The sequence below is a fragment of the Fusobacterium necrogenes genome (assembly GCF_900450765.1).
GTDB classification, from domain to species: Bacteria; Fusobacteriota; Fusobacteriia; order Fusobacteriales; family Fusobacteriaceae; genus Fusobacterium_A; species Fusobacterium_A necrogenes.
In genome coordinates this window covers 284,077-307,252 of record NZ_UGGU01000003.1, presented here as the reverse complement: position 1 = coordinate 307,252, position 23,176 = coordinate 284,077, and the positions used below count along the sequence as shown (strand labels likewise).

The following is a 23,176-nucleotide window of genomic DNA, read 5'->3' as shown; positions in this document are numbered from 1 at the left end:
TTGGGGTGAATAAATGAAAGTTTTACATAGGCTTTTGTTACATTGGATCTATATGCTCTGTTTTTTTGGCGGATTTATCAATACAATAAGTATTGCTAAATACTCCTATACTGTTTCACATTTTACTGGTCATATTTCTAAAGTAGCTATTAATGTTGGTAGTGGTAATTTTTTAGAAGTTATCAAAATTTTTTCTATTGTTCTAGCCTTTGTAGCTGGTTCTACTATATCTGGATTTTTAGTCGATGGCAGAGAATTTAATCTAAAAAGAAGATATGGTTACTCTATGCTTTTCCTTGGAATTGGACTTCTTTTTTTATATGCTACTGTAAAAGATACCTGGTTATTTTTCTATTATCTTCCTTTCATGATCGGTGTGCAAAATGGACTCTTTATCTCCTATAAAGGCGTTGTTGTAAGAACTAGTCATATCAGTGGAAATATTACAGATGCTGGAGTATATTTAGGTCATTACCTAAAAGGAAAAAAACAAGACAGATGGAAAATATATTTCTGTCTTTTCAGTGTTCTTATCTTTTTAACTGGAAGTTTTTTTGGAATAGAATTTTATTATTTTTTTAAGGATAGAGTATTTTTAATTGCTGGAGTTGGGTATATAGGAATTGCTTGTGTTTATTTCTCACTCAGACATAGATACAGACACGTACTCCATCTCACTGATGAACATTATCATTTTCAATAAATTTGTTCTACCTAAGTTCTTTACAAAATTTATTTATTTTTGTTTTATTAAACTTTTTATTTTATATATAAAAGAGCTACTATATTTCTATAGTAGCTCTTTTTACCCATAGATTCACTTAAAAGACCCTCATCTTTTAATTTACCCACATGACTTCTATATTATTTTAAACCCCAGTCATCTTTTTCAAATCATTACATATAAATTGTGCCTTTGAACCAAATATAGCTTGTACACCATGAGCTCCAACTTTTAATACCCCAGAAGCTCCTAATTTTTTAAGGTCAGAATCTTTTACTAAACTAGCATCCTTTACCTCTACTCTTAATCTTGTTATACAAGAATCTAGAGAAATTAAATTTTCTTTTCCACCTAAAGCTTCTAATACTCCTACTGCCAATGCATCTCCATCTGCAATTTGAGCATCATCTTCAGAACTTCCCTCATCTCTTCCAGGAGTTTTTAAATTAAACTTTCTAATTGCAAATCTAAATCCAAAATAGTAGATAATTGAGAAACAAATTCCTACTACTATTACCATATACCATCTTGTTTGGAATCCACTTGTACCAGGTAGAACACCAAATACAATATAATCTATTAATCCTCCAGAAAAAGTCATCCCTATTCTAACTTGTAATAAGTTCATTAACATGAATGAAAGTCCTGCAAATAGACAATGTATTCCATACAATACTGGCGCAACAAATAGGAAAGAAAACTCTAATGGTTCAGTAATTCCAGTTAAAAAACTTGTTAAGGCAGCTGAGAATAAAATACCTCCAACTAACTTTTTATTTTCTGGTCTAGCTTCTTGATACATAGCTAAAGCTGCTGCTGGCAAACCAAACATCATAAATACAAATTTTCCTGTTAAAAATTTCCCTGCTCCTTCATATGTTGCTGAACTAAATGATTGAACTCCATCTCTTAACATTGCAAACCAAATAGTTTGGTCCCCTTGAACAACTTGTCCAAGACTATTTGTATATTCCCCAAATTGATACCAGAAAGGTGCATAAAATATATGGTGTAAACCAAAAGGAATCAATGCTCTTTCTATAACTCCAAATATAAATGTTGAAATATTAGTATTGACCTCATTAGCTAAAAATGATAATTTTGCTAACCCTATTTGTACCGGTTGCCAAATAGTTGGCATAGCCAATCCTACTATAAACGCTAAAACAGCTGTCATTATTGGAACTAATCTTTTCCCTGCAAAGAATCCTAAAAAAGCTGGTAATTCAGTTTTATAGAATTTTTTATAACAAATAGCTGCTATTATCCCGGCTATTAACCCTCCAAATACCCCAGTTTGAAGAGTAGGTATTCCTAATACAGTAGCATAAGATAAATCTCCACTAGCTACTCCTACAGCTGCATTTGACATTATTCCCATAGTAGTATTCATTATTAGTATGGCAACTACTGCTGCTAAAGCTGCGATTCCATCTCCACCTACAAGTCCAATAGCTGTTCCTATCGCAAATAATAAAGGTAAATTGCTAAAAATTATCTGCCCAGCTTGTTCCATAAGTGTAAATTGTAACTTGTTTCCAAATGCTAAGAATAACCCTGCTGCTGGAAGAATTGCAACTGGTGTCATCAGAGCTTTTCCAATTTTTTGAACCTCTGCAAATATTTTCATATTTCGCCTCCATAAATATATTTTACCTGTTAGGTTTAATATATCTTAATTCCTTAAAAAAGTCAATATTTTTTTCAATTTTTTTGAGCTTTTTTTATTTTATATTGATTTTTTTTTAAAAATATTGTATCATTTTACTATAATAAATACAGGAATTAAGGGGGGTTCAAGTTGAAAGAAAAAGAAAATTTAGAGTTAATACGTTTCAAAATAATTGAGCCTTTTTTGAAAAAGAAAAAAAAATTAAAAGAGATAGAAGAAGAAAAAAACATCTCTTACGCCACACTTAAAAGATGGGTCAATGCCTATAAAAAAAGTGGAATTCTAGGATTAGAAAAAAAATCTAGAGAAGATAAAAATTCATTTAGAAACCTTGATGAGGAAAATTTAGAACTTATAAAAAATATTTGTAAAGATTCAAAAGAAACTAGTATAGCAAAACTTTACGAAAAGTGCAAAACAAAATTACCTGAGAGTTTTTCAATAAGTTATGCTACATTCTATAGAATAGTCAACAATATAGATGAATTTTTTAATAAAACCACAGTTAGATATATGGAAAAGATCAAAAAAGAAAATCAATGTTACTTAGTTTTTGATGTTCCTTTATATGTTTTAGTTGATGATTTTTTTTCAAATAAAAAAGTGGTCCCTAGACTACTTATCATGCTAGATTCAGCTTCATTAGAGCCAATTAACTTTGCAATTGATTACTATTTTTCAAATTTTTATTCCCTATTAGGGTTTATTCGTGAAGGGATATTAAAAGCATCCCTAAAAAATGAAAAATTTATACTACCTAAGGAAATTTTAGTTGCTTCTAAAAATATAAGTAATAAAAAAGTCTTAAAAGAAATTTATAATGAATTAGGAGTAAAAATTAGTGAACACTATACAGAAAATAGTGAAGTTAATAAATTTATAATGTTTATAAAAGAAGATATTGAAGATTTCTATAAAAAGAAAAACTATGAATTGACTCTTTTAGAATTAACGGAATTTTTAAGTAATTATATATACATTCAAAAGAAAGAGTACGCTTTTTCTATTAATTATAATACTATAAATGACATTAAGTATATACGTCAATTAGATATTTTATTACAAAATACAACAAGAAAAATAACTGATTCAAAAGTAAGAGTAAAGAATTTTCAATATATCTCATCTGCTTTAAAAGGATTAAATGGACAAGATATTTTTATAAAGTTTTCTCCAATCAATCCCAAAATAATATATCTTTTTCTAAACAATTCTTATATAGGACTAGCTAATATAAATATGTAAAAAAATATTGACAAAGTCCATAAAATAGTATATTATAATTGAGTAAACTTCAATGCCTGAGTGGTGAAATTGGTAAACACGACAGACTCAAAATCTGTTGGCTGTAAAGCCTTGGGGGTTCGAGTCCCCCCTTAGGCACCATTGGTAAACATAATCTGATAATTAGGAGATACAAATGTATCTCTTTTTTTATCACATGAGTTCCTGCAAAATAAAAATTAGTCAGACAGTGTCTGACCAATTTAATAAATAAAGTTATGAAAGTTTCAATTCCTCAGACAACGTCTGAGGAGTTGAATTAAAACTCTTATTTTTCCACTTAAATATTTTTAAGGCACATTCTTATAAGTTGGATTCCATCTATTAGAATAATATTTTTTTCTTGAGCTAACTCTTTTATTCTAGAGCTAAACTCCCCTGTACATACTAAAACCTTATAAAAATTATTAAATTTATTATCTTTCCCTTCAATATTTTCTTTAGTGGCAACTATCTTCTCAAGTTGCTTAATTCCTTCATCTTCATCATATTCGCCATCTTTTTTCTTAATCTGTACATAGACTCTACAACTACCTATCTCATCATTTACTTCACTCAATATTGGAAGAGGTTTTATAAAAGTTCTATCAGAATCTCCACCTTTTTTATCATAGGAATTTTTACTTTCAACTAAATACCCTTGTTTTTTAAAAATATCTTCTACAATTTCTTCTACATCATTAGGTCTAACAGAAAAAATTTCTTTATTCAGATTTTCCATATTCTTTATATTTTTTTCAAAGATATTTCTTAAAATCTCTGTTATTAGAGATACTTCTTTTATACTTTTTATCTGTAATAGACTTTCAATAGCTTTAATTATCTCTTTGTTATAAACACTATTTATAGAGGTTTGATACCCTCTTAACTTACTATGAATTATTTTAGTGGCATCATTTCCATTGTAAGTAAAGCATTTGTCTATTTCATATGGATATGTAGTAGCAATTTTTACAGGAATACAATGTCCATAATCTACTGCTGTTTCTTCTAAGTTAAAATAGTATTTTCCTGTAACTCTGTATAAAGAAAACATATTCCACTCTGGGAATTTAGGAATAAGAATTATATCTCCCTCTTTCATCTCTAACATTTTTCTTAGGTTACTATTTTTATTTCTAAGATATCTTCTAGCTTCATCAGTATTTCTCCAACTTTCTGGACAAGCATTAACCCATTCCTCTTGGTTTCTAACTTCTCCATTTTCATCAAGCAAGGATAAGTTTTCTACTCCCCAACCTTGTCTTAAAACACCTTTTTCTAGATTTTTCTTAAAATAATCTCTTTTTGAATAATCAATTCTAAATATATAGTAGTTCACTTTTTTCTCCTTCATATTAAAATCACTCTCCTTTTATTAATTACTCTGATACCTTTAACGTTTGTGAAAGTAATTTTCAGTTTAAATAATTTTCTATGTCAATTTCTCCAATTAATGAATTATCACTCAGGCCCCCTAATATACTTGTCTTTATCATTAATTAAACCTTTCTTACTTGGTTGTAATATTTTACAATCACCATAAATAGAAATATTACTTTGAGCTATATAAACATGTAAATCTCTACAAGTAGACTCTAATTTGATATTTTTTTATTATTTCAAAAGGTGATTATAAAGTGTTTTTTTATTGTTTCCCACTTCTTATGTAATGTTTTAGAAAATTTCCAATGTATAATTTCTAGAGGTGGACGATATTCAGTTTTTCTATATAAATATATTAAGTTTTGAATTTTTTCTAAGTCTTTTTCTTGAATCTTTTTCTTACTTTTTATATTATCGAATTCTATTTTTAATTCCTTTAGAATTTCTTTAAAACTTTTATAATTTTGAAAATCATTCATAATTAATGTTAAAAATGTAGCAAAAGGATATAGATAGTAAATAATTAGTTTTTCTATTGTTACTTGTCTACCATAACACAGTAGAACTATAAAAATTAAAAATACTAGAATTAATATTGACTTACTAAAAGAACCTAATAGACTTTCTGTAAAATAACAATTTTGTTTTTGGCAACTTAAAATAATTTGCTCATCATTTAATTCTTCTTCATATGAATACCAATCTCTTACTCCTCTATACTTATCTGTCCCACTATTACTAATTTCTTTGTTATATCTTTTAGCTTTTTTTTCTTTTTCAATTATTAAATATTCTTCTATTTTTTCTCTAGAACATTCTAATCTTAGATTTTTTAAATTAAATAAAGTCCTGTCAATAATTTCTTTTATTGTTGCCATTATTGTAATTTTTTCTTTTCTTTTATTAATTAAATAATTTGTATAAATAATTAAAATTAAATTTAAAACTATTAAATAATAATAATTTTGAGCAAAAATTCCTATAATAGCTATAAAAACTGTAAATAAATATATTTTAATAGTCATGTTTTCTATTTTTTCACAATAAATTCTTTGTAAAAATAATAAATCTAAAATTTCTTGAGAATTTTGTTTATTTTTTATATTTATCATATTCTACCTCCATTTCATAATTTTGTATTAAATCTTTTAAATATTTTAATAAATTATTATTAAAATACAAATCTAATTCTCTTAATTTCAAATAATGTTTACATTTAAAAAATCTATTATCACACAAGGGACATAGGATTTTTTTTATCTTATTATTTCTTTTAAAAATCTTTCTTTTATATTTTCTAAATAAAATAATATTAAGAAATAAATATGTTTCTCTAAAGGTAGAAAGTTCTAAATAATCTTTAATAGAATTTAATTCTCCTTTTGTTCCATGCTCTCTTTCTCCAAAAATTGGTTCTTTATATTTTTCAAAATATAATGAGGAATAAATAAAAGGATTTAAGCATTGATTTATCCAATTTTTTAAAGAGTAATCATTAAAAAGAGCCTTTCTTAATTCTAATTCTGTTCCTAAACATAAACTACCATCAGCGTTTTTATGAAAAGTCTTTAAAAGAATGTTTTCAACATCATAAACTTTAGGTAATGAAATAGGATAATTTTTATTAACTACTATTTTTAAAAGAAGTTTTTTATATAAAATTATCCCCTTATATTCTAAATTAAATTCTAAGTAACCTTGCATAACAAATTCTTTAGACGTGTTCTCTATTATTTTAAAAAAAGGAAAATTTTTTAAAAATTCATATACATATTCCATCATTTCCTCCATGGTTTCATAGGTTCAACAATTTGAGAAGCTCCTAAAATTGATTTCATCTCATCACTTAAATTTTCTTTACCAAATATATTAGAAAAATTACTCAAGTATTCTTTTTCATTTGTTATTGCAAACTCTTTTCTGATTTCTTCTATCCATTCAAAAAATAATTTTGGTTTTTCAATATCTTCATTCCAACTGTCAGCTAAATTATCTTCTGAATTTACAGGATTGATTATTTCCCATTTACAATTTATTTTTTTAATAACAGTTCTATTTGTATATCTTTGGTCTAAATTATCTCTAGAAAGTAATTGAGCATAAATACATAACTCAGAAGTAATATAAGTTAATAAATCTATTGTATTTAACTGAGTAAAATTAGTAGTTTCAGCAATTTTAGTACATAATGTTGTAATTATTGCTGATATTACTTTTTTATTTTCTTTTCTTCTCATATGGTAAAAATAATCTCTATGGTATTTTAAAATTTGAATAACTCTTTGTAGAGAAGTTCTATCAAAATAATCAGGTAACTCTTCTACACTTTCTTTTGCTATTAAACTATTATTAAACTCATTAATTTTCTGTGCTTGTGGATATCTATCATTAACTGATTTAAACCATTCACTATAACCCTTAGGATTCCCTTTAAACCACTCTACATTTTCCTTATCAATCTTATTTATTAATAAAATAAAATTATTGATATAAGATTTTGCTGGAAGAACATCTATATTAAATCCTGTTCCATTGATTTCACTATATTCCAATGTAAAGCATTTGTCATATTCTTTTATTCTTTTTGAATAATTTTCATTTTGATTAAGTATTTCCCATATTTTTTCTCTAAACTTTTTTGCTTCTAAATCTCCCTTATTGTTAATAACACATATAAAATCTAAATCATATTCTTTTCTTTTTCCTTCTTTTAATGGTTTTATAACAGTCCCTAATGAAAATGACCCCTGTGGATAAATATCACATTCTAAACCATTATCTCCTAAATATTTTGCTAAAGCTTTATACTTATCTTCAGCATTTCTATACATTGTTGGTGTTATATCCATATTTTTTACTATTCTTTCTAATGTTTCATTTTTATTTAATCTATTTGTCATTTTTAATACCTCCTTAAGAAACATATAGAGAGCAAATTTTGCTCTCTATAAAAATATTATTTAAAACTCAACTTTAGGTAACTCTTTTACTAGCTCATTAGTTTTCAATGAAAGAGTTATTATACTTAATAAAAGATTTAAAATATATTTAGGGTCATTATGCTCATCACACCAAAGGTTAGGGTCATTTGTAATACCACTATCTTTATTTGTTATTACAGCATATCTTTCCATTATCCATTCAATAGCACTCTTTCCATTAACTTGGTAATCATAAGCTTCTAAAGGAATATTTTTTATAGTTATACTACTATTATAATTTATAGTATCTTTTACTCCTTTTTTTATGAAGCTCATTTTTTCAACTCTATAATTTCCTAATTCTTCTCCTTCAACTATAATTCCTTCAGGTCTTTCAAGAGTTTCATAGTTTAGATGAAGTTCTGCTAATTCTCTTCCTATATCAGAATACTTTTTAAAATCTTGGTATTCGTCAACTAAAGGTAATTTCGGTATAGTTTTCTTTAAATCTGCTTCAAATTCTTTTCTATAATCTTCATTATGTAAGAATCCATAGACATAATAGAAAATATCCTCTTTAGTTATTCTTGGCACTCCATATTTTTCTCTAGCTAAATTATAGATAAAATCTGTTATTCCATCTTTCTTATTTTCTTTAGAAGTAAATAAAGTACTATTTGAACTTTCTTCACTATAATATAAAGGATAAAAATTCGCATTTTGAAAAGTTTGAATATCTCCAATTTCTTTTAAAATAAGAGAAGAAAAATTATGTTTTCCTCCTATTCCCAACATTCCAATGGCAACTCCTTTAAATTTACTTTGTTGAGAAAATCTTTCTATCCATTTTTTAGAGTAATATAAATGTTGTTTTGAAAAAGGTCTATATAATGAAACTTTTATTTCGTTTATATCAAAAATATCTTTCTCTAATCTATTAGCTCTTTTCTTTAAATCAGCTGACCAACTAATATTATTAGGATTAGTATCTATAATATCTTCTATATCACTATTTTCATCTGTTTTTCTAACTTTTTCTATCTTATCAATCTGAGTATTATAGAATTTTATAGTATCTCTCATCTGTTTTTCTAATTGTCCTTTTGAATAAGAATACACCCATGTATCCCTATTAGTTACTACTCCGTTAGATGAAATATTGAAGAAAGTATTTTTATTATTTTTATTATCTTTATCAATTAAAGGAATAAAAGTATCAAACTTTTCATTTCTTTGATTAATCCAATCCCCCTCTTGATTAGGAGTTAATATTATCCAATCTATATTTTTTACTGATTTAAAATTAGAGATTATTTTTAGTTTTTCTTCTCTTGTTAAATAATCACCTATATCATGATAGTAAATAGAAGCTTTTTCTTTCTTAATATTAGGATTTTTTATTAAGAATGTTATTGCGATTGGAGTTCTTGAGCCACTACCAAATATTTTTCCACCTTCTTTTCTTGAAAGTTCTCCTGAAGTTCTTTGATTTCCTCTTAAATTAAATACATAAATTGAAGTAAATTCTTTTTCAATAACTTTTCTAAATCCTGAAGTAGAACCACCATCAATCCAAGCTCCATTTGTTACAAAACCTATTATACCACCTGTTTTATCTAATCTATCAGTTGCCCATCTAAATGCTTTAATATACGCATCATATAATGCTTTATTTAATCCTGCAGAAGATTCCTTTGAATATGTTTCTAATATTTTATTATCTAATTTAGGATATTTTTTATTTTGGGCATTATCATTAGCAGAACTTTGTCCTATTGTATATGGAGGATTCCCTATTATAACTTGTAGTGGTGCTTTCTTTTGTCTATTTACTCTTTCAGAATTTTCTTTAAAAGCTAAGTCAAACATTTGAATCTCATTATCATCTTCACTTAATTGAAAAGTATCCGTTAAACAAATTCCTTCAAATTCTTTATAATCAACCTCTTCAATAGAATTTTCCTTTTCTAAGTCATGATACACATTCTCTATATTTACAGTTGCTATATAATAAGCCAACAGAACTAACTCATTAGCATAGATTTCATACTTATACTTTCTTTCTAAATCTTTATTTTTGATTATTCTACTTTGTAAAAGTCTTGAAATAAAAGTTCCTGTTCCTGTAAATGGGTCTAAGATATTAACGTTTTCATCGCTTAAACTTCTTCCAAACTCTTTATTTAAAAGCTCTTCTACTGAATTGATAATAAAATCAACTACTTCAACAGGAGTATATACTATTCCTAATTTATCTACTAATTTATCAAAAGCAGTTTTAAAGAATTTATCATATAGCTCAACTATAATTCTTTGTTTTCCTTCAGCATTATCAATCTTTTCTATTTTAAATTTAATATCTTCATAAAACTTATTTAACTCTTCAGTTTCCTTTTCTATTTGTCCTTGTAATAAAAAATCTAAAATATCTTGCATAGAATGAGATATAGGATTATTCTTAACAAACGAATATCCCTCAAATAAAGCTTCAAATATAGGTCTGGTTATTATATGTTGAGATAACATCTCTATTCCTTGCTCTTCATCAATATCAGGACTAATATTTTTCTGTAATCCCTCTATAAATTTATTAAAAGCTTTCTTACATTGCTTATCTCTAGCAATCAAATCTCTTATTCTATCAATTTGAATTTGTGCTATTCTAGCAACATCTTTAGCCCAACGTTCAAAGTATTTTCTATCTCCAACTTTCTCAACCATCTTAGCATATATAGCATTTTGTAATCTGTCTATATCCATATTAAGACTCATTTGTCTTTCATTTACTTCATATTTATTTTCTTTATATTTTCTTTCTTTTCCTGTATTATCTACTGTTCCTATTAGGATATTTTGGGGTTTTCTTTTATTTAAGTCTATTTTATTAATTTCAGCATTAAATCTTTCATCATGAGCTCTTAGAGCATTTAATACACTCCAAACTACTTTATATGTTTCATTATCATTTAGAGCTTCTTCAGGTTTCTTATCTGCTGGAACAACAACAGGTATTATTATATATCCATATTTTTTCCCTTCTGCCCTTCTCATAACTCTACCAACAGATTGAACTACATCTACTTGTGAGTTTTTAGCTGATAAAAATAGTACTGCATCAAGTGTAGGAACGTCTACTCCTTCACTAAGACATCTGGCATTGGTAAGAATTTTACACTCTCTTTCATTTTTACTATCCTGTTTTAGCCAAGATAATAGATTTTCTCTTTCAAGAGCATTCATTCCTCCATCAATATGCTTAGAAGAAACTTCAACCATCTTTTCTTGTACTTCTTCTTTTAATGAAGATATATAAGTATTTGAGAACTCATTTAAATCACTTGTAATCTTCTTAGATGTCTTTATATCTCTACAAAAAGCAACTGCTCTCTTCATTGGGTTAGGGTCAGAAGCTTTTACTATTCCTTCTTTATCAAGAATTTGTTTAGATAATCCATTGATACACCCCATTAGTTTTGAAGCGTCATCTATCTTAAATTCAATATCTCCATTTGAAATTAAAGCTTGTATCTCTCTAGGAACTTGACTATGATTTAATGTTAAAATTAAAACTTTATAATCTGTTAATAATTCTCTTTGAACAGCTTCTCCAAATCCAATTCTGTATATTTCATCTCCATAGATTCCTCTATCGTCCATAGAACATAGATAAGCATTATTTTCTTTAGCTTTAGATTTTGAGTTATCATCATAAAGTCTTGGTGTAGCTGTCATATATAGTCTTTTCTTAGCTTTTATAAACTCATTATCATGAACTTTTATAAAATTACTTTCCTCTTCATTAGCAAGAGCTACCCCTGTTGTTCTATGAGCTTCATCACAAACTATTAAATCAAAAACTCCAAAAGTAGAATCTTTAGCTAGTATTTCCTGTTGAGCCCTAGAAATTACATCTATTGATTGATAAGTTGAAAAAACAACTTTTAAACCTTCTTTATCCTTTAAAGTTTCTAATTGACTTACAATTTTATTTACATCAGTAGTAGCTGGCAAAGCTAAATCAACAACACTCATTCCTGTACTATCATTATTAGTTTTTTTAGTAATTTTTGAGTCTGAACATATACAGATAGGATATAATTTCCCTTCTATATCACTAGACCACTCTCTTAATGTTTGCCCCAATAGTGCTATTGAAGGTACTAAAAATAAAATTAATCCATTTCCATTAGTTTCATTTTCAGCTATCTTTAGTGAAGTAAAAGTCTTTCCTGTTCCACAAGCCATGATTAACTTTCCTCTATTAGCACTTTTAAAATGTGAATGAACATTTTTTAAAGCTGATTCTTGATGTTCTCTAATTTTTTTCTTCTCTTTTCTAGCTTTATCTCCAGTATTTCCTAAATATAATTTATCCCAATCTACCCCTGAATCTTCAAGAGTATTTAATGAAATTCTTGTAACAGGTATCTCTTGGTTTTCTATTAAATCACTAGCTTTTTTAGACCAATGGTTAGTTGTAGAAACAAATAATCTACTTGAAAACTTTACTTTTATCCCATCAACTTCAAAAAGTTTAGCTGAAGTAGAGATAAATGTATCTACATCTGCTTTATCTATATGTTTATCAGAACTATAAAATTTACATTGTACAGCTTGATATTCATTCTTATCTGTCAAAATAACTAAATCTATTCCACTATCACTTCCACCAAACTGATTTCTGTATGGAAATTCATTCCATAACCATATTTCTTTAATATCATCACAATATAGTGGAGCTGATAAAAACCAATTTTTTATTAATTCTTCAAATCTTGTCCCCTTATCTCTTAAAGAAAAGGAATCTCTTTCCATTTTTTTTAAAATATTTCCCAAGCTCATTTTAACTTGTATGATATAAATATAAAACTTATACCACACTCCTCCTTTACAATTGATTATATTTTTAGTTTTGTATTATAATTAAAATATTACTGTATATTTTTAATTTTTTCATATAACTCTGACTATTTGAGAGGAGCATACTACTCTTGATTCTGCTCTATTAGTAACAAATTATTTAAGTTAAATTTATTATTAAATAAGTTATTTATAATTCTTTGTTTATTTTTTTACAATTTATGATAACTCGTTCTCCTATTATTTATTTTCTTCAGCTTCTAACTCATTAAGAAATATCCACCAATTATTATATCTTTTTTAGGAGTTTTTCCCTTGTTGAATAAAATCCCAAGTAGCTTTATAATTTCCATTAGCTTTACATTCGGAAGAGTTAAAAAATTCTATAAATCCACTTTTATTATTATTAAATTTTCTTCTAAATTCAAAAGCTTTTTCTACTTTCAAAGTATTATCTAAATTCATTTCATTGTGAAGAACATGGTCTAAATTACAAGACATATAAAACATTCTATAATTAATTGCTTTATCTATTTTTTTAGTATTCAATAATTTTTGAATAATTTCTATTTTCCTATCATTTCTAATCTTTACTTTTCTCTTACTATTAGCTTTTATACAATCTAAAGTATAATAAAAATCAGAAAGAGTTTTATCAACTACAATACAATCATCAGGAATAAAAGCTCCATCAGTATCAATAATATGAATTATTTCTGATATATCCTCTTTTTCTAATTTTTTATCCTCTCTAAATTCTCTAACAATCTCTTTTAAACTATCTGTACAGTTAGTAAATGTTGTAGTTCCATTTGAAGTTATATCTCCATTTGTTATATAAACCTTTAAGTTTCTACTTCTATAAAATTTTTCTATTAACCCTAGAGCAGTTTTATCACTTGCTCCTTCAACTAAAATTAAAACTACTTTTCTTTTTTTGATTTCCTCTTCATTACTTTTTGGCATCTAATACACCTGCCTCATATAGAGCAAATTCTATATCTCCATTATTTGTTTCTTCGTATAAAATCTCATTTTGTTCCTGCATAGTCATCTCTCTAATATACACATCTCTTAGATTATTACTTGGTTTAATATTTTTTAGTCTAAGATATCTATTTTCTTCATTAACTGTTGTAAATACAAGAGAGTCCTTATCTAACTTTTCCAATACTCTTAAATTATGAGAAGTAAAAATCAATTGTCCTTTAATACCTTCATCTAATATAGATAATAGCTCCCCAAGTAAATACTCAAATATTCCAGAGTCTAGTTCATCAACTACTAAGCATATTCCCTTATTATGATAAGTGGCTATTACAGCACTTAGGATAGATACAATTTTTTTAATTCCCTCTGATTCATTTTTAAAAGGTATTTTCTTACCATTTCTTATAGAAATTAATTGGAAGACTACATTTACCCTATTTTTTTCTACAAGTTCTTTATTTTTTTCGAATAAATCTAAACTCATATTTGGAATTATTGAATGTAAAACAATATTTATCTGTTCTATAACTCTATGAAGCTCATCACACATTTTTTCATCAATTACTATATTTTGCTCAGTAATTAAAAAACTTCCAAAACTTTTATTAGTCCTTACATTTAAAGGAAAGACATTATTCATATTAATAATACCTAGATTTTCATTTGTAATTACAATTAAATCACTTACTCCAAATTTTTTTAAAGCTAAAATTATATTGATTATTTCTTGATAATTTTCCTTATATTTAATTAGAACTTTCATTAATTCTTCTATAAATAAAAATGAAGTTGACTCATTTTCAGCTACTTTTTTTATAACCATCAAATTAATTTTCTCTTCTTCATCTAAAAGTAATTTTTTAAAACTTTCACTATTCTTTAGAACTTCTTTTTTAGAACTTCCAATTAAAACTTTTTTACTTGTTGCTTTTTCCCCAATAATTTCAGAGTATTTTATAATCTCCTTATCTACAACAACCCCATTAACTTCTTCATTTTCAACAAATTTCTTTATTTTTTTTAGAGTAACTTCTAAAAATATTTTATATTTTTTCTCACTTATCTCAACTTCGAATGTAAAATCTAGATTACAAGTTTTAGCTTCTACATTAATTAAATCATAAAAAGAGTCTAATTTTCTTCCTAATAAATAAGCTTTTAATATATTAGTAGAATCTACTAAAGCAGTTTTTCCAGAACCATTTTGTCCATATATTCCTGTAATATTAGTTTTAAAATCAATTATCCCATGTTTAACATTTTTTATATTTTTTATCTCTGCTTTGATTAATTTAATAAAATTCTTCATATTTTATATCCCTCTCTATATATAATATAATAAAATTCTACCACTTCTTTATTCTTTTTACAATAAAATTTATGGAAATCGTTATAAAAAATTACGTTTTTAAATTATAAAAGTATTTTTAAAGACTTCTCTTCTTCATTTAATTATATTCTTGTTAAAACTCTTTAAAATAAAAATGAGGAGTTTACCAAGTATAAGCAACTAAACTCCTCATAAATTTATATAATTTTATCATCTTTTAAAACAATTTTTCACCTTATCTTTTAATTTTTATTTTTCAACATTATAAAATTTTAACTTGAGAAATATGACTACATCTTGAAAGCTCTGACATCACATCTAAAATATCTATCTGTTTTGCCATTATTAAAGTGTACTCTACTTTACCTTCTACCATATCTTTTTCAATATGCTTTATTCTTATATTATTTTCTTTAAAAAAATTATAAGTTTCTACTAACGCTTGTGAAAAATCTATCTCTTTGCTAAAAGAAACAACTAATTTTCCTATATGCTTATTTTCTATCCAATAACGCTCCAATTTCTTTAACGTCACTAAAACTATTATTATAGCCACACCAGATGGAATAGCTAAATAATAAAATCCCCATCCTATACTCAATCCCAAACATCCAGTTGCCCAAATTGAGGCTGCTGTTGTTAATCCTCCTATGATTCCTTTATCTCTCATTATTGTCCCAGCACCTAAAAAACCTATACCACTAACTACTTGAGCTCCTATACGTCCTAAATCAGTTTTTAACACTTGAGAAGCTTCTGGAAAAGCTAACGCATAATTATGTAAATTTATTCTCAACTGATCTTGAATCATAGACACTATTGTTGCCCCAAGACAAACTAATATATGGGTTCTAAAACCTGCTGGCCTATTATGATGCCCTCTTTCATATCCAATCATACCTCCAATAATTATCGACATAAAAATTCTAAGAATGATTTCATATATTGTGAGCTCACTTGTAAAACTACTCATATCATCTCTCCTCTTCATATTTATTTATCTCTTTTGCTAATTCAGGATAATTTGTAATAATTATATCTACTCCTTTTGAACATAAATACCTCATAGCTTCCTTTTCATTTACTGTCCAAGTATTAATCTCAAGATTATATTTTTTCAGTTCATTAATAACCTCAGGTATCAAACTATTATATCTTGGATGATAACATTGAACTCCATGAGAATGAGTATATTTTCCCGCATTTATTATCCAATCTTCTGATAAAAATCCATATTTTAATTGAGGTGCTATTTTTTTCATCCTCATAACTGAATAGTGATTAAAACTGGATATAATAACTCTATCCTCTATTTTATATTCTTTTATCAAATCTAAAACTTTTTTTTCTATTCCTAAGTACTCATTTATTCCTGTTTTCAATTCAATATTTGTCACTAACTTTAAAGCTTTCACTAATTCAAAATACTCTCTAAGAGTTGGAATTTTATTAAACCCATAGTCTCTAAATTTAAAAGAAGCATCAAACTTTTTTAGTTCTTCATATGTATAGTCTACAACTAGTCCCTTTCCATTAGTAGTCCTATCTATAGTTTCATCATGAATAATCACAACCTCTCCATCTTTTGTAAGTTGAACATCTAACTCAATTCCATCCACTCCACACTCTACAGCTTTTTTAAATGCCAGCATTGTATTTTCTGGATAAATTCCACTATATCCTCTATGTGCAAAAATTTTACTCATACTTTCTCTCCTCTAGTCTATAAAAAGAGCTAGAATATATTACAAAGACAAGATTATCTCTACAGATAATTAAGCCTCTCCATATCTCCTAGCTCATTTTTTAAATATACTATACTATTTTCTTTATGGTTTTGTCAAATAGTTTTACTATTTTAATTCCATTTCTGTATTTATATTACATCATTCCAGGCATCATACCAGGATTCATCTCTACTTGTTTTTCTTCCTTTTTAGTAGCTACTAAAACCTCTGTAGTAAGAATTAAAGCTGAAACAGATGCAGCATTTTGAATAGCTGATCTAGTTACTTTTACTGGATCTAATATACCCTCTTCTATCATATTTACATATTTTTCAGTTGCAGCATTAAATCCATATCCTTCTGGCATATCTTTTACTTTTTCAAGTACTACTGCTCCATCCACTCCAGCATTTTCAGCTATCTGTTTAAGTGGAGCTGTAAGAGCCTTTTTAACTATTTCTACTCCTATTCCCTCTTCTCCTTCAAGTTTAAAACTATCCATATCCTTAGCAATCTCTACAAGTATAGTTCCTCCTCCAGAAACTATTCCTTCTTCTACTCCTGCTCTTGTAGCATTTAAGGCATCCTCTATTCTAAGTTTTTTATCTTTCATCTCTGTTTCAGTAGCAGCTCCAACTTTTATTACTGCAACTCCACCAGAAAGTTTAGCAAGTCTCTCTTGTAATTTTTCTTTATCATAATCTGAAGTAGTTTCAACTATTTGATTTTTAATAGAATTTACTCTACCTTTTATAGTTTCAGCTTCTCCCATTCCATCTACTATAATAGTAGCATCTTTAGTAACTTTTACTTTCTTAGCACTTCCAAGTTGTGGCATAGCTGTCTCTTCTAGTCTCATACCTTTTTCTTCAGATATTACTTCTCCACCTGTAAGAATAGCTATATCTTCTAACATAGCTTTTCTTCTATCTCCAAAAGCTGGAGCTTTAACAGCTACAACATTTAAAGTTCCTCTTAATTTATTAATTACCAATGTAGTCAATGCTTCTCCTTCTAACTCATCAGCTATAATTAGCATAGGTCTTGAAGTCTGTACTGTTTGTTCTAGTATAGGTAGTATATCCTTCATATTAGAAATTTTCTTATCAGTTATTAAAATAAATGGATTATCTAATTCAGCTACCATTCTTTCAGAATCTGTTACCATATATGGTGATACATATCCTTTATCAAATTGCATTCCCTCTACTACTTCTAAAGTTGTTTCCAAAGATTTTGCTTCTTCAACAGTTATTACTCCTGTTTCTCCAACTTTTTCCATAGCTTGAGCTATAAGTTTTCCTATCTCCTCTTCTCCAGCAGAGATTGAAGCAACTTGAGCTATTTCTTCATTTGACTCTATTTTTTTAGCTCTAGCTTTAAGATGATTAATTACCTCTTTAGTTGCTTTTTCTATACCTTTTTTAATAAACATAGGATTAGCTCCTGCACTTACCATTTTTAATCCCTCTTTTACTATGGCTTGAGCAAGTATTGTAGCTGTAGTAGTTCCATCTCCAGCAACATCATTAGCCTTTGTAGCTACCTCTTTTATAAGCTGAGCTCCCATATTTTCAAATGGATCCTCTAATTCTATCTCTTTTGCTATAGATACACCATCATTTGTAATAAGTGGTGAACCATAACTTTTTTCTAATACCACATTTCTTCCTCTAGGTCCTAGTGTTATTTTTACAGCATCCGCTAAAGTATTAACTCCTATTTCAAGTTTTTTTCTAGCTTCCTCATTAAATTTTAAAATTTTTGCCATTTCTAACTACCTCCAATAATTATTCAATAACTGCTAAAACATCTTCTACATTTAATACTAAATATTTTTCTTCTCCATCTTTTATTTCAGTTCCAGAGAATTTAGGATATACTACTTTTTCTCCAACTTTTATACCCTCTAATTTCTCTCCCTTTCCAATAGCTATTACTTCAGCTACATTAGGTCTTTCTTTTTCTCCTGCTCCTGGAAGAATAATTCCACTTGCTGTTTTCTCTTCTACTTTAACTGGTTTTACTAAAACTCTCTCTCCAATAGGTCTTATTTTCATCTATATCCCTCCATTTTATTAGCACTCATATATAACGAGTGCTACTTCTATTACATTAATATCTTAAAACATTTCTTTCTAACTGTCAATAGTTTTTTAATAATTTTTTTATTGTATTTTTTACACTTCATTGATAGAATATAAATAGTGCTAGGGGAGGTCATTATTATGAATGGTTTAGTCAACGAAAAAATTGATTTAAAGGAGTTTTATAAAAAATTCTTAATTATTGGTATTCCACTAATGATACAGCAACTTGTATCTTCATCACTAAATTTTATTGATAATCTTATGATAGGAAGACTTGGCACTGATTATATAGCCTCTGTTGGCTTTGCTAATAGTGTCTACCGTATTTTAGATTTAATTATCTTTGGAATTTGTAGTGGAATGGGAGTATTTATAGCTCAATACTATGGAAAAAGAAACTTTGAACTAATTAGAAAAATTTTAGGCCTCATGGTAAGATGTGCTATATTTGTAGCTTTTCTTTTTGCATTTATAGCATTTTTTAAATCTGATTTTATTATTGGTATTTTTTCTAAAGATGCAGAAGTTCTAAAAATAGGAGTATCGTATCTTAAAATGGTAGTTCCTTGCTATATATTCTATTCTATATCATCAAGCATGGGATTTTCTTTACGTGCAATGGGACTTACTAAATTTCCTATGATTTCAGCCTCTATTGGAGTAGTAGCTAATACTTTCTTTAATTACTGTTTAATATATGGAAACTTAGGTTTTCCAAGACTTGAAGAAAAAGGAGCTGCTATTGCAACTGTTATAGCTAGATTTATAGAGATGTGTATCATATTAACAATTATCTATAAAAAAGATTTTAATCTTAAAGGAAGATTAGAATCTTATTTACACATCCCTAAAAATCTTATAAAAGAGATTATTAAAGTATCTTCTCCAGTTATATTTACTGAGATGCTTTGGATATTAGGAATTATATCTTTATCAGTTGCATATGCAAAACTTGGTACTGTACAAGCTGCTTGTGTACAAATAGCTGATATTGTTTCTGCCATTTCTGCTATATTATTTATGGGAATATCTAATGCTGCTTCTATTATTATTGGACATACTATTGGTAGTGGAGATAAAAACAAAGTTGTCGCCTATTCTAAACAAATTATTTTAGTTGCTTTTGGGATGGCTACCTTTAGTTTTATACTTGTACAAATTCTTACAACAAATATCATTGATTTATATAAATTAAATCCTGAAGTCAGTGAGTTAGCTGAAAAAACTCTAAGAGTATATGGAATTTTTGTTTTCTTTAAGATGATAAATTGGGCTATATTAATTGGCTTATTTAGAGCAGGTGGAGATACAAAAGTAGCTTTTTATCTAGATATACTTCCACTTTGGTTATATGGTGTTCCATTAGCTTTTATAGGAGCCTATTTCCAAATTCCTATATTTCTTCTTATAGGTCTTGCTGAATCTTCAGAAGTTATAAAATTTATTCTTTCCCTATTGAGATATAAAACTCTCCACTGGATAAAAGATGTAACTGTCTAAAAGATAAAAAATTATTCTATAATTCTTATTAAGAAGAATATAATATTTTCTATTAAATTATTAATTTAGGGCTATTCTAAATTTGAAATAGCCCTAATTTTTAAAAATTAAATAGCTTTTTACATATTTCTCTCTATCATTTTGCCTCTTAAATTATAATTTTATACTATATAATAATTCACTTATTTTCTCTAAACTTTTAGATCCATTTATTATTTTTTTCTTAAATATAGTATTAAAAATAGTGTAAGCTGCCAAAGTTGAACCAAGAGGAGAAGCATGTTTATCATCTTTAAAATAAAGTATATCCTCAGGATATTTATCAAAATATCTCCACCATACCTCTCCTACAGGAGCTACTTCTATTCCTAATTTCTCCCCCACCTCTTTATATCCTTCTGTTAATTCCAATTGTTTATCTCTCTCATCTTTTAAAGTCCATGTCATATAGAGTATTGGCTTAGCTCCAGAAATATTTATCCACTCTTTTAACTTTTTAGTAGAATTATATAATACCTCTTTATCAAAACCACTTTGTAAATGTTGTAACACTACAATATCATAATTTCCATACAAAATATTAAATCTCGTCTGTGGCTCTTTACAATGATAATCAAGCCCCTTGTATCCTCTAGCTAACATAGTAACCTCAACATCAATACAATTTTCTTGACATACCTGCTTGAAAATATGTGGCATATCATTAAAATAAGTGTGACTATTTCCTATAAACAATACTCTCATACTCTCTCCTTTATTTTCTATTTAAAAACTCACTTATAAAGCTTGAACCTAGTATCAAAACTCCACCAATTATCTGTAAAAATCCCAACTGCTCCTTTAAAATAACTGCTGATATAATAATAGCAAATACAGGATCTATGTAACTAAGTACTGCTATTGTTTGTCCTTTCAATCCTTGAAGAGATGAAAAATAAAGTAAGTATGCTATTCCAGTATGAACAATTCCTAAAATTAAAATATATGGTATAGAAGCTGAAGAAACACTTAAGATTCCAAGACCTTCTACATATAAAACATATGGTAATAATGTAATTGTAGCAGAAATAAGTTGAACTACTGTTATCTCTATACTATCTATCCCTTTTAAAAATTTATTCATTAAGATTACACTGGCATAAAATCCTGCTGCTAATAATCCATAAAATATTCCTATTAAATCACTTCCACCATTTATTCTATCTACTCCTACTATACAAAACATTCCTACCAAAGCCATTAAAACACATAAAAATTTTGATAGTGTTAATTTTTCTTTTAGAACAAATGGGGCTAATATAGTTACAAATACTGGTGCAAAGTAATAGCTCAAAGTAGCATTTGAAATAGATGTGTATTTATATCCTTGGAATAAAAATATCCAGTTAAGTCCCACAGCTAATCCTGAAAAAATTAGTAGATACATATTATTTTTTATTGCCTCAAAAGATATCTTTTTCTTAAAAAAAATTGTAGCTAAAATCAGTGTAACTCCACCTATAAATCCTCTTGTTAAAGCAATTTCACTTGAAGACAACTCTATATTTTTTACAAATAATCCTATTGTTCCAAAAATTAACATTGCTGTAATATTTCTCAATTTAGCATTCATAAAATCCCCCCTGATGTTTTAAAATCTCAAGAATAACGAAGATTGAGAAGAATAAATAGAGCAAGTCAGCGAAAGCAAACGCTAAAAAACATAACTGTTTGAGTGAAACGAGTTTTATGTTTTTAGTAAGCTAAGCCATACTTGCTCTTTATTCTTTGAACGAAAGTTATTCTTGAATTATTTTAAATTCAATCTTCTTTATTCTTGATTTTTATTTAGTCTAAGTTTAAGTCATTCTTTAAATAATTTAATAACTCATCTTTTGTCTCTTCATTTCTAAGTCCAAACTCTATATTAGCTTTTAAAAGTCCAATCTTATTTCCAATATCATATCTCTTACCATCAAATTCGTAAGCTATTACTTTTTCTCCATCTTTTAACATATCTAATATAGCATCAGTAAGTTGAATCTCTCCACCTTTTCCTGGCTTTTCCTTTTCAAGATATTCAAAGATTTTTGGAGTAAGCAGATATCTTCCAAGACAAGCAAGTCTTGATGGTGCTTCTTCCATAGCTGGTTTTTCTATAAAGTCATCCATCTCTACAGTTTTGTCATCAAGATTTTTAGTTGGTTTTACTATACCATACTTAGATACATCTTCAGCTTTTACCTCTTGACAACCTACTATACTACTTCCATATTTTTCATATTTCTCTATAAGTTGTTTAGCTACTGGTGCCTCAGGATTATATACTATATCATCTCCTAAAGCTATTACAAATGGCTCATCTCCTACAAATGGTTTAGCTTTAAGTATAGCATGTCCTAATCCTTTTGGATGATTTTGTCTTACATAGCAAATATTTGCCATTGAAGATATTTTTTCAACTTTTTCTAATAACTCTTTTTTTCCATCTTTTGTTAAAGTATTCTCTAACTCATAAGAGTAATCAAAATGGTCTTCGATAGAGTTTTTATTTCTTCCAGTAACTATTATAATATCTTTTATTCCAGATTCTACTAACTCCTCTACTATATATTGAAGAGATGGTTTATCAACAATAACAAGCATCTCTTTAGGTTGTGCTTTTGTTGCTGGTAGAACTCTTGTACCAAGTCCCGCTGCAGGTATTACTGCCTTTGTTACTTTTCTCATACTA

Annotated in this window: 18 protein-coding genes and 1 tRNA gene; 4 read left to right on the top strand and 15 right to left on the bottom strand. The window is 27.3% G+C overall.

Translation table 11 applies throughout. From position 1 onward, the window contains the following. Window positions 1–13: 13 nt before the first annotated feature. A complete protein-coding gene (locus tag DYA59_RS01830) occupies window positions 14–703 on the top strand; it encodes a YoaK family protein (protein ID WP_245943703.1) in 690 nt (229 codons plus the stop codon). A gap of 166 nt (window positions 704–869) precedes the next feature. Here the strand turns inward: DYA59_RS01830 and ptsG are convergent, their stop codons facing one another. Then, window positions 870–2,354, bottom strand: a complete 1,485-nt coding sequence (gene ptsG, locus DYA59_RS01825; RefSeq protein ID WP_115268806.1) for a glucose-specific PTS transporter subunit IIBC — start codon at window positions 2,352–2,354, stop codon at window positions 870–872. A 171-nt stretch (window positions 2,355–2,525) separates the two neighbouring features. On the opposite strand from ptsG, the gene DYA59_RS01820 reads away from it, so the two are divergent. Both DYA59_RS01820 and DYA59_RS01815 read left to right on the top strand, forming a co-directional pair. Next, entirely contained in the window at window positions 2,526–3,641 is a 1,116-nt protein-coding gene (locus tag DYA59_RS01820; protein ID WP_115268804.1) for a helix-turn-helix domain-containing protein, read from the top strand. 54 nt (window positions 3,642–3,695) lie between these two features. Continuing rightward, a tRNA-Leu gene (locus DYA59_RS01815) sits at window positions 3,696–3,782 on the top strand. Between the two features lie 178 nt (window positions 3,783–3,960). Here the strand turns inward: DYA59_RS01815 and DYA59_RS01810 are convergent. The 11 genes from DYA59_RS01810 to DYA59_RS01760 form a co-directional block, all read right to left on the bottom strand. Beyond that, window positions 3,961–5,016: a restriction endonuclease gene (locus DYA59_RS01810; RefSeq protein ID WP_115268802.1), complete on the bottom strand. Its 1,056-nt coding sequence runs from the start codon at window positions 5,014–5,016 to the stop codon at window positions 3,961–3,963. A gap of 265 nt (window positions 5,017–5,281) precedes the next feature. Beyond that, window positions 5,282–6,157 carry an S-4TM family putative pore-forming effector gene (locus DYA59_RS01805; RefSeq protein WP_115268800.1) on the bottom strand — a complete coding sequence of 292 codons (876 nt, stop codon included), beginning with the start codon at window positions 6,155–6,157 and terminating at the stop codon, window positions 5,282–5,284. After that, window positions 6,138–6,824: a hypothetical protein gene (locus tag DYA59_RS01800; protein ID WP_115268798.1), complete on the bottom strand. Its 687-nt coding sequence runs from the start codon at window positions 6,822–6,824 to the stop codon at window positions 6,138–6,140. Before DYA59_RS01800 ends, DYA59_RS01805 begins: the two co-directional genes overlap by 20 nt. Further along, a complete protein-coding gene (locus DYA59_RS01795; RefSeq protein WP_115268796.1) occupies window positions 6,824–7,945 on the bottom strand; it encodes a nucleotidyltransferase domain-containing protein in 1,122 nt (373 codons plus the stop codon). The genes DYA59_RS01800 and DYA59_RS01795 overlap by 1 nt, the downstream gene beginning before the upstream one ends. Before the next feature lie 60 nt (window positions 7,946–8,005). Continuing rightward, on the bottom strand, window positions 8,006–12,781 hold the full coding sequence (locus tag DYA59_RS01790; protein WP_218564210.1) for a DEAD/DEAH box helicase: 4,776 nt from the start codon (window positions 12,779–12,781) through the stop codon (window positions 8,006–8,008). A 345-nt stretch (window positions 12,782–13,126) separates the two neighbouring features. Next, the gene (locus DYA59_RS01785) at window positions 13,127–13,792 is read right to left on the bottom strand and encodes a hypothetical protein (RefSeq protein ID WP_115268794.1); all 666 of its coding nucleotides are present in this window, start codon (window positions 13,790–13,792) and stop codon (window positions 13,127–13,129) included. Then, window positions 13,779–15,125, bottom strand: a complete 1,347-nt coding sequence (locus DYA59_RS01780) for an AAA family ATPase (protein ID WP_115268792.1) — start codon at window positions 15,123–15,125, stop codon at window positions 13,779–13,781. Before DYA59_RS01780 ends, DYA59_RS01785 begins: the two co-directional genes overlap by 14 nt. Before the next feature lie 283 nt (window positions 15,126–15,408). Further along, complete coding sequence (locus DYA59_RS01775) at window positions 15,409–16,119, bottom strand: MgtC/SapB family protein (RefSeq protein WP_115268790.1); 711 nt, start codon at window positions 16,117–16,119, stop codon at window positions 15,409–15,411. 1 nt (window position 16,120) lies between these two features. Then, complete coding sequence (locus DYA59_RS01770; protein WP_115268788.1) at window positions 16,121–16,852, bottom strand: glycerophosphodiester phosphodiesterase; 732 nt, start codon at window positions 16,850–16,852, stop codon at window positions 16,121–16,123. A 175-nt stretch (window positions 16,853–17,027) separates the two neighbouring features. Next, a complete protein-coding gene (gene groL / locus DYA59_RS01765; protein WP_115268786.1) occupies window positions 17,028–18,644 on the bottom strand; it encodes a chaperonin GroEL in 1,617 nt (538 codons plus the stop codon). Between the two features lie 19 nt (window positions 18,645–18,663). Next, window positions 18,664–18,933: a co-chaperone GroES gene (locus DYA59_RS01760; protein ID WP_115268784.1), complete on the bottom strand. Its 270-nt coding sequence runs from the start codon at window positions 18,931–18,933 to the stop codon at window positions 18,664–18,666. 168 nt (window positions 18,934–19,101) lie between these two features. On the opposite strand from DYA59_RS01760, the gene DYA59_RS01755 reads away from it, so the two are divergent. Then, window positions 19,102–20,463, top strand: coding sequence for an MATE family efflux transporter (locus DYA59_RS01755; protein ID WP_115268782.1), 1,362 nt, complete (start codon window positions 19,102–19,104; stop codon window positions 20,461–20,463). A 153-nt stretch (window positions 20,464–20,616) separates the two neighbouring features. On the opposite strand, the gene DYA59_RS01750 is transcribed toward DYA59_RS01755, so the two are convergent. The 3 genes from DYA59_RS01750 to galU all read right to left on the bottom strand — a co-directional run bounded on the left by DYA59_RS01750 (window position 20,617) and on the right by galU (window position 23,172). Beyond that, a complete protein-coding gene (locus DYA59_RS01750) occupies window positions 20,617–21,207 on the bottom strand; it encodes a hypothetical protein (protein ID WP_174888023.1) in 591 nt (196 codons plus the stop codon). 10 nt (window positions 21,208–21,217) lie between these two features. Continuing rightward, the gene (locus DYA59_RS01745) at window positions 21,218–22,075 is read right to left on the bottom strand and encodes a DMT family transporter (protein WP_115268780.1); all 858 of its coding nucleotides are present in this window, start codon (window positions 22,073–22,075) and stop codon (window positions 21,218–21,220) included. A 215-nt stretch (window positions 22,076–22,290) separates the two neighbouring features. Continuing rightward, window positions 22,291–23,172, bottom strand: coding sequence for a UTP--glucose-1-phosphate uridylyltransferase GalU (gene galU, locus DYA59_RS01740; protein WP_115268778.1), 882 nt, complete (start codon window positions 23,170–23,172; stop codon window positions 22,291–22,293). Window positions 23,173–23,176 lie beyond the last annotated feature (4 nt).